6 protein-coding genes are annotated in these 7,806 nt (G+C 68.2%); 1 reads left to right on the plus strand and 5 read right to left on the minus strand.

Features of this window, described 5'->3' with window-relative positions; genetic code table 11:
* Both LI92_RS18245 and secA2 read right to left on the minus strand, forming a co-directional pair.
* Window positions 1-500 (minus strand): CDP-alcohol phosphatidyltransferase family protein (locus tag LI92_RS18245; RefSeq protein WP_046321415.1); only part of this gene is annotated, 500 nt, incomplete at its 3' end.
* 9 nt (window positions 501-509) lie between these two features.
* Window positions 510-2,861 carry an accessory Sec system translocase SecA2 gene (gene secA2 / locus LI92_RS18250; RefSeq protein ID WP_046321417.1) on the minus strand — a complete coding sequence of 784 codons (2,352 nt, stop codon included), beginning with the start codon at window positions 2,859-2,861 and terminating at the stop codon, window positions 510-512.
* A gap of 171 nt (window positions 2,862-3,032) precedes the next feature.
* Between secA2 and LI92_RS18255 the strand changes: the two genes are divergently transcribed.
* The gene (locus LI92_RS18255) at window positions 3,033-4,967 is read left to right on the plus strand and encodes an ABC transporter ATP-binding protein/permease (RefSeq protein WP_082109798.1); all 1,935 of its coding nucleotides are present in this window, start codon (window positions 3,033-3,035) and stop codon (window positions 4,965-4,967) included.
* 108 nt (window positions 4,968-5,075) lie between these two features.
* On the opposite strand, the gene LI92_RS18260 is transcribed toward LI92_RS18255, so the two are convergent.
* Genes LI92_RS18260 through LI92_RS18270 form a run of 3 tightly spaced genes read right to left on the minus strand, consistent with a single transcriptional unit; the run spans window position 5,076 to window position 7,715 of the window.
* Window positions 5,076-6,527, minus strand: coding sequence for an FAD-binding protein (locus LI92_RS18260; protein WP_046321420.1), 1,452 nt, complete (start codon window positions 6,525-6,527; stop codon window positions 5,076-5,078).
* 34 nt (window positions 6,528-6,561) lie between these two features.
* Window positions 6,562-7,065, minus strand: coding sequence for a VOC family protein (locus LI92_RS18265; RefSeq protein WP_046321421.1), 504 nt, complete (start codon window positions 7,063-7,065; stop codon window positions 6,562-6,564).
* On the minus strand, window positions 7,062-7,715 hold the full coding sequence (locus LI92_RS18270) for an Rv1815 family serine proteinase (protein ID WP_046321423.1): 654 nt from the start codon (window positions 7,713-7,715) through the stop codon (window positions 7,062-7,064). Before LI92_RS18270 ends, LI92_RS18265 begins: the two co-directional genes overlap by 4 nt.
* Between the last annotated feature and the right edge of the window lie 91 nt (window positions 7,716-7,806).

Raw genomic sequence — 7,806 nt, forward strand, 5'->3', positions numbered from 1 at the left:
CCCCAGCCCGCCGAGAGCACCACCCGGCTGGCCAGCGTGTCCCACTGCCCCAGCAGGATCAACGGGAACGCCGACATCAGTGCGAAGGTGCCCGCCTTGCCGACATAGGTCACCGGCAGCGCCGTCAGTCCGCGGCTGCGCAGCACCGGCAGGGTCGCGGCCAGCAGCAGGTCGCGGACCAGCAGCGTGGCGATCACCGCCCAGGGCACCAGTCCACGCACCCCGAAGGCGACCGGAATGGCGATCATGTAGAGCCGGTCGATGGCCGGGTCCAGCAGGGCCCCCAGCGCCGAGGACTGATTCAGCAGCCGAGCCAGTTTGCCGTCGACCCAGTCCGAGGCACCGCTGAGCATCAGGATCGCCACCGCCGGTCCGTCCGCACGGACGACCAGCAGCAGGTAGAGGAAGACGCCGATCAGACCCAGTCGGGCCAGGCTGATGACGTTGGGGACCGTCAGCACCCGGTCTTGGGTCTGCTCGGAGCCCGACGCGGCAGGCATGCCGGCCCCCTAGCGGAAGATCCCGGGCAGACTCAGCGCATCCATGCTGTCGTCGCTGAGCGGGTTGTCCCGAACCATGTAGGTCCACGTCGAGGTGGGCCGCGCCAGCTTCGACAGGTCGACACCGGGCTCGGACTCGATCGAGTCCGAGGTCTCCAGGGTCTGCTGCGACGCCTCGATGGCGTCGGCGGCCAGCGAGGCGAACGCGTCCAGGGCCAACCGGTGAAACTCGTCGAGCGGGTTCTGGCGGCCCAGCGCGCGCAGGTGGATGCTCTCGCGGATGTCGGCCAGGTAGGCCAGGTGGTCGGCCCAGCCGCGGTCCAGGTGATAGAGCATGATCAGCCGGCAGATCTTCTCCAGCTTGGCCTCGGCGTCCTCCCCCAGCTGCTTGGTCAGTTCGGCGTAACGCTTCGGGGTGAGCTCGGCCAGCTCCTCGCGGGCCGCCGGGGTGGACAGCAGCGTGTTGCGGCGCTCCACGATGATGGCGCGCTGCTGGGCGATCAGCTGGTTGTAGCGCCAGGTGTTGGCGTGGATGTCCAGCAGCTTGCCCTCGGCGATGCGCTGCGCGTGATCGAGCAGCCCGGCGGCCTTGGGGCTCAGAATCCGGCCGTCCTCGTCGGTCTCCGTCGGCAGCTTGTTGGCTTCCAGGTTGGTCGCGGCGACGTCGTCTTCCCAGCTGGAGAAGAACACCGACGACCCCGGGTCGCCCTGGCGGCCGGCCCGGCCGCGCAGCTGGTTGTCGAGTCGCTGGGTGTGCTGGCGGCCGGTGCCGATCACGTGCAGGCCGCCGAGTTCGACGATCTGGTCGTGGTCGGCCTCGTCGGATCCGCCCAGCCGGATGTCGGTGCCCCGGCCGGCCATCTGGGTGGAGACGGTGACCACCCCGAGTTTGCCGGCCTCGGCGATCACCGTGGCCTCCTCGGCGTCGTTCTTGGCGTTGAGGACCACCGCCGGGACACCGCGCTTGCGCAGCCGCTCGCACAGTTCCTCGGATTCGGCGACGTCATGGGTGCCGACCAGCACCGGCTGCCCCGTCGCGTGCACCTCGACGATGTGGGCGACGATGGCGTCGTTCTTGGCCGCGGCGGTGATGTAGACCCGGTCGGCTTCGTCTTCGCGGATGTTGGGCATGTTCGGCGGGATGGGTGAGACGCCCAACTGGTAGAACTGGCGCAGCTGCTCGCCGGCCGCCAGCGCCGTCCCGGTCATGCCGCACACGGTCGGGTACCGGTTGACCAGGGCCTGCACCGTGATGGTGTCGAGCACCTCGCCGGTCTCGGTGGTCTCGATGCCCTCCTTGGCCTCCACCGCGGCCTGCAGGCCGTCCGGCCAGCGCTGCAGGGTGGCGATCCGGCCGCGGGAGGCGTTGATCAGCTGCACCTTGCCGTCGCGGACGATGTAGTGCACATCGCGCTGCAGCAGCACGTGGGCGTGCAGGGCCACGTTGATCTCGGTCAGCGTGGAGACCACGTGCTCCTCGGAGTACAGGTCGATGCCGCCGAGCGCCTTCTCGACTTTGCGTGCGCCGGCCTCGGTGAGGTGGATGTTGCGCCGGTCCTCGTCGGAGTCGTAGTCCCGGCCCGGCGTGAGCCGGCCGACCAGCTCGACGATCTCCATCCGGGGGGTCTCCCGGTGGGTGGTGCCGGCCAGCACCAGCGGTACCAGCGCTTCGTCGACCAGCACCGAGTCGGCCTCGTCGATCAGTGCGACGTCGGGGTTGGGCGAGACCAGGTCCTCGACGTCGGTGACCAGCTGGTCGCGCAGGACGTCGAAGCCGATCTCGTTGATCGAGGCGTAGGTGACGTCGCACTGGTAGGCCGCGCGCCGCTCGGCCGCGGTGGAGTCCTCGGTGATCCATCCGACCGAGACGCCGAGCGCGGTCAGCAGCGGCCCCATCCATTCGGCGTCGCGCCGGGCCAGGTAGTCGTTGATGGTGACCACGTGCACGTGCCGGCCGCCGATGGCGTAGCCGGCGGCAGCGATCGCACCGGACAGCGTCTTACCCTCACCGGTGGCCATCTCGACCACATCCCCGGCCAGCATCCGCAGCGCCCCCTGCAGCTGGACGTCGAACGGGCGCATCCCGATGCTGCGCTCGGCGGCCTCGCGGGCGATCGCCAAGAACTGCGGGATGTCCGGCGAGTCGGCCAGATCTTTGAGTTTGAGCAGTTGCGCGGCTTTGCGCAGTTGTTCGTCGTCGAGCCCCGCGGCCTTGTCGGCGTATTCGGCGGCCGCCGTGACCTCGGCCATCGAGCGACTCTGGTTCTTCTCAGTGCTGGCGCCCAGCAGTTTCCAGAATTTCCCGCTGAGCCGACCCGACTTGGATCGCGTTCCGGAGACAGTCTTGGAGGTGTTAGCCACAGCACAACGGTACGCGGTGGCCGTCACCGCGAGGCCGGGGGCACCGGGGGTGCGGCATTGCTTATCCGGCGCGACGGGGCATAGCTGGGGTAGGTTTCGCACGGGATTTCTCGATTCGGATACCGGCCCCGACGCGGTTGCGGCGGCAGGGGCGGCAAGGAGACTTCAGCAGTGGATTCGAAGCTGTTCACTCCCTCCATCGACTGGGCGCAGGCACTGCCCGATTCGCTGGTGTGGATCGCCGTGGCCTGGACCATCAGCGCCATCGGCGTTGTGGCGGTGGCGGCCGTACTGCGCGTGACCACCCGGTGGGGACGCCAGTTCTGGGAGATCAGCGGCGCCTACTTCAGCGGCCGCGACAGCCTGCGAGTCTGGCTGATGCTGGGCGTGCTGCTGCTCTCGGTGATCACCGCCGTCCGGCTCAACGTGCTGTTCAGTTACCAGGGCAACGACATGTACTCGTCGCTGCAGACCGCGTTCCAGGGCGCCGCCGGCAACGACGAGGCCGTCAAACAGTCCGGCGTGCACGGCTTCTGGGTGTCGATCGGCATCTTCAGCCTGATGGCGGTGCTGCACGTGGCACGGGTGATGCTCGACATCTACCTGACCCAGCACTTCATGGTGAACTGGCGCATCTGGCTCACCGACAGGCTGACCGGGGACTGGTTGTCCGGCCGCGCCTACTACCGGGCGCATTTCATCAAGCCCGCGCTGGACCCCGCCGTGGGCGACGCCCTCGAAGGCGCCGTCGACAACCCCGACCAGCGGATTCAGCAGGACATCGACATCTTCACCGCGGGCAACGGCGCGAACGTCAACGCACCGGCCAACGGCACCGGCAGCACCCTGTTGTTCGGCGCCGTGCAGTCCATGGTCACGGTGGTGTCCTTCACGGCCATCCTGTGGAACCTGTCGGGCACGCTGACGGTGTTCGGGGTCGACATTCCGCGCGCGATGTTCCTGATCGTCCTGCTGTACGTGACGGTCGCGACCGTCGTCGCGTTCTGGATCGGCCGTCCCCTGATCCGGCTGAACTTCCGCAATGAGCTCACCAACGCCGCCTTCCGGTATGCGCTGGTGCGCGTGCGCGACGCCGCCGAGTCGGTGGCCTTCTATCGGGGCGAGCTCGCGGAACGGGTCCAGCTGCGGACGCGGTTCCGCGCGATTGTCGACAACTATCTGAAATTCGTGAATCGGACCATCGGGTTCGCCGGCTGGAACCTGTCGGTGAGTCAGGCGATCGTGCCGCTGCCCTGGGTGATTCAGGCGCCGCGGCTGTTCTCCGGGCAGATCATGTTCGGCGGTGTGGCACAGACCGCGACGGCGTTCGGCAACATCTCCGACTCACTGTCGTTCTTCCGCAACGCCTACGACAACTTCGCGGGCTACCGGGCCTCGATCATCCGTCTGCACGGGCTGGTGGAGGCCAACCGCGAGGCGCGCGGGCTTCCCGAGCTGCTGGTCAAACCCAGCCCGGACGGCACCGTGACCCTCGAGAGCGTCGAGGTGCGCAAACCCGACGGAGTTCCGCTGGTCGAAGCGCTCGATGTGCACCTGGATGTCGGCGACGCGCTGATGATCTCGGGTCCGTCGGGCAGCGGTAAGACCACGCTGCTGCGCAGCCTGGCCCAACTGTGGCCGTACGCGTCGGGCACCCTGCGGCGTCCGGATGCGGCCAACGCCACGATGTTCATCTCGCAGCTGCCCTACATCCCGCTGGGCGATCTGCGCTCGGTGGTCTGCTACCCGCTGGCCGCCGGCGAGGTCACCGACGCCGAGGTCGCCGAGACGCTGGTCAAGGTGTCACTGCCCAATCTGCTCGACCGGCTCGACGACGTCGAAGACTGGGCCAAGGTGCTCTCCCCCGGTGAGCAGCAGCGGGTGGCGTTCGCCCGGATTCTGTTGACCCGGCCCAAAGCGGCGTTCCTCGACGAGTCGACGTCGGCGCTCGACGAAGGCCTGGAGATGACCCTGTACCGCCTGCTGCGCGCCGAACTGCCCGAGACCATTGTGGTGAGCGTCAGCCATCGGCACACGCTGCGCCAGCACCATCACCATGTGCTGGAGCTGCGCGGCCAGGGCCGATGGGACCTCGTCCCGGCGTAGCCCGCCGGCCGCACTCCACCGCGAGCCGCACTCCACCGCGAGCAGACGCAGAATCGCCCTGAATCTGTTCCGCCAGGGCGATTCTGTGTCTGCTCGCGAGACAGAACGCTAGCGAGTCGCCGCGTGCACCCCGGCGCGCCGGCCGAAGAACGAGCCTTCGCCCAGTTGGGTCCCACTGGCGTAGCCCTTGCCGTCCTGGGCGATGTTGGCCGCACACGCCCCTGCGGCGTAGAGGCCCGGTACGGGCCGGCCGTCGCCGCGCAGCACTTCGCCGTCCACCGATGTCGCCAGCCCGCCGATGGTGAACCCGGCGTACATCGCCTTGCCCAGCGACAGGTCGAACGCCCCCCACGGGCCGTTGTCCTGCGGAGCCAGAAACGGCGGCTGCTTGTGAAAGTCCGGGTCCTCGCCGCGGGCCGCGTAGCTGTTGTAACGGTCCAGGGTCGCCACCAGGTTTCCCTCGGGAATACCCAGTGCGGCTTCCATTTCCGGCACCGTCTCCCAGCCGTCGATCAGCGGCACCAACGGCACCTGCGGCTTGCGCATGTGGGCCTCGTCGACGATCAGGAAGGCCGCACTGTCGGGTTGGTCCATGACGAAACCCGAGGTGCGCGAGTGGTAGGAGTCTTCGGCGACGAAGCGCTTGCCCTCCTTATTCACGATGATCCCGGTGAGCAGGATCGAGGGCGGGTAGACCGGTGCGGTGATGAACATCTGGTCCATGTGCTTGGTGGCCCCGCCCACCGACATCCCCATCCGGATACCCAGGCCGTCGTCGTAGGTGTTGCCCAGCACGAACGGCTTCTCCGCCAGCTTCGGCGTGTATTGGGCGACCATCTCCGGGTTCATCACGAAGCCGCCGGCGGCGATCACCACCGATTTCGCTTTGATGGCACCGCTTTCGCCGAAATGCTTCCAGGTGACGCCCACGACAGCGCCGGAGTCGTCGGTGACCAGGCCGGTGGCGCCGGTCTCGTAGCGGATCTGCACCCCGAGCCGGTCGGCCCGCTTGAGCAACAGGTCGATTGCCATCTTGGCGCCCTGGGTGTCGCCGGGTACCGGAACCTTGTGTCCGCGGGGCGCCGGCACAGCCTCATTGAGAAACGGCCACACCTTCTCGTTGCCGGTGTACATCAGCCCCTCGGTGTTGGGCTGAATCACCGCCTTCTCCGGGTAGTAGCTGCGTTCGAACGCGATGCCCAGGTCCTCGAGCCAGTTGAAATGCTCGACGCTGCCGTCGCAGTAGGCCCGGATCTTGTCGTGTTCGGGCTCGCGAGACACCGCGACCAGGTACTTGTACATCTCCTCGGCGGAGTCGGCATGCCCGGTGGCCTCCTGCACTGCGGTGCCTCCGCCGAGGTAGAAGTGCCCGCCCGCCATGGCGGTGGTGCCGCCGGCCTCGGCCGCCCGTTCCAGCACCAGTACCCGGGCCCCGGCCGCCGCCGCGCTGACCGCCGCGCAGCCGCCACCGATGCCGAAGCCGATCACCACGACATCGACTTCGTCGGACCACGCCGAAACCGCCTCGGCCCTCGTGGGTTCCGGGATCTGGGTGCTCATGGGCGCCGCTTCCTCCTCGTCACTGACGCAGTACTCACCGTTGCTGCTGTTTGATGTGGTCGAAGACCGACCGGATCTCGGCGGGGATGTAGGCGATCTCCAGATAGGGGATGCCGGCGTCCGGTGCTGAGACATAGGCGAAACACATGCCTCCGGGCATCACGCCCCGGGCGACCAGCTGGGCGCCCTGCTCGGCGGCGTCGTTCAGCATAGCCTCGAAGTCCTCGGGGTCGGCTGCCTCGACGCAGACATGGTGCAGGCCCGGCCCGCGGCCGTCCCGGAGGAAGTCGTCGTAGAGGCTGCGCCCGCGCACCGGCGCGATCAGCTCCAACTGCATGTCGCCGAGGTAGCTCAACGCGATGTCGGCGACGAAGTCCGCCGGTTCGCCCAGGTATGTGCACGCCTCGGGGGCGAAGTGCACGCCGGGCATCCGGACCCATTTCCGCACCCCGAGCAGTGCACTCAGAGTCGATTCGGTGGCCTCCAGATCACGGGTGACCCAGGCGATTTGGATGGGCGGCCGCGGCGTGCGGGTCACGGATGCGGTGCCGGGACGCCGACGTCGTCGCGGACCTGCTGGGCGATCGCCGGCCACGAGACCGCGGCGGGGAATTCGCCCCAGACACTGTTGAACAGTCCCACCAGCCGGGCCGTACCGGAATCGTGCATCACATACACCGGTCCCCCGGAGTCGCCCTGCTGGCTGCGGACACCGCGGCTCATGGTGAACCAACCGTTGTTGATCCGTTCGACGGTGCCGCAGGTCTCGCCGGTGGCAATGCCGAAGTGGCACACCGGGTCGCCGGGGTTGAGCTCGCTGTCGGCACCGGCCTGCAGCTGCACCCCGCCAGGCAGGAAGTCGTTGACGTCGACGTCGTCGACCAACACGATCGCTTCGTAATCGTCGATGACCTGGTCGGTGTTGACCGTAGAGCCATTGGGAGTGTTGTCGCGGAAGGTCGCCAGGGTGCCGATCACCGTTCCGCCCCGGTCGGTGATGTGCCCGCTGCCCCGGCAATGACCGGCGCTGAAGGCCACTCGCAGCACCGGGTCGACGTACCCGAGGGTGCACACGTGGCTGTCCTGGCGGATCTCCATCCCCGGATAGACCAGCACCCGATCGGCGCGGGCCGGGCCCACCGCCGGGCCGGCAGCTGCCGCACCGATCCCCAGCAGCACCGCCAGCATCCGCGCAACGAGCCCGTGCAAGCGTCGACTCCTATCGTTTGAGGACCGGCATCGGTCCAGCCAGACCAGGACACCATGGCATAGCGCGGCG

The organism is Mycobacterium sp. UM_Kg1 (assembly GCF_000972925.1).
GTDB classification, from domain to species: Bacteria; Actinomycetota; Actinomycetes; order Mycobacteriales; family Mycobacteriaceae; genus Mycobacterium; species Mycobacterium hiberniae.

Excerpts from the sequence above, each read along its gene's own strand:
- LI92_RS18270 (WP_046321423.1), bottom strand. The coding sequence starts at position 7,715 with ATGCTGGCGGTGCTGCTGGGGATCGGTGCGGCAGCTGCCGGCCCGGCG.
- LI92_RS18260 (WP_046321420.1), bottom strand. The coding sequence starts at position 6,527 with ATGAGCACCCAGATCCCGGAACCCACGAGGGCCGAGGCGGTTTCGGCG.